The sequence below is a fragment of the Bacillus cereus group sp. BceL291 genome (assembly GCF_051776705.1).
GTDB classification, from domain to species: Bacteria; Bacillota; Bacilli; order Bacillales; family Bacillaceae_G; genus Bacillus_A; species Bacillus_A cereus.
Genome location: NZ_JBPWAP010000246.1, coordinates 1 through 447, shown reverse-complemented (window position 1 = coordinate 447; position 447 = coordinate 1). Strand labels below are relative to the sequence as shown.

Below are 447 nucleotides of genomic sequence, written 5' to 3'. Positions count from 1 at the left end.
CGTTTTTCATCTTCATCTATTCCAGATGCTTGATTTTTTAAAATCGATTGCAAGATATCTTTATGACCTCCAAATGCTCGGACATCTTCTCCAATACTATCTCTTAACTTAGCTAGTTCTTGTATTAAATTCTGTGTATATGCTTGGTTTTGTTTAATCTCACCTTGTAAATCTGTAATGCCTTCTTTTAATGTATCTGCATCTCCTTCATTAATTGCTTCTACTAATGTATCGTAATAATTGTCAAATGTGGTATCATACTCTACAATTCCTGTAAGGGTATCTAAAAGTTGTTTTTTTATGTGCGCATCCCATTTTGTAGCATGCTCTCTTGCATTCTTTTGATCTTGTGCAATTTGACTAGGTAGATTTGTATATCCTTTAATATCAATTCCTTCAAAGTTAACATCTGGATTATTAATTAACAAATAAGAGTAATCATTCATG

1 protein-coding gene is annotated in these 447 nt (G+C 31.3%); it reads right to left on the bottom strand.

The features are described from left to right. On the bottom strand, positions 1–447 hold a 447-nt coding region (locus ACS2CR_RS34410; protein WP_438906165.1), incomplete at both ends, for an alpha-helical pore-forming toxin family protein.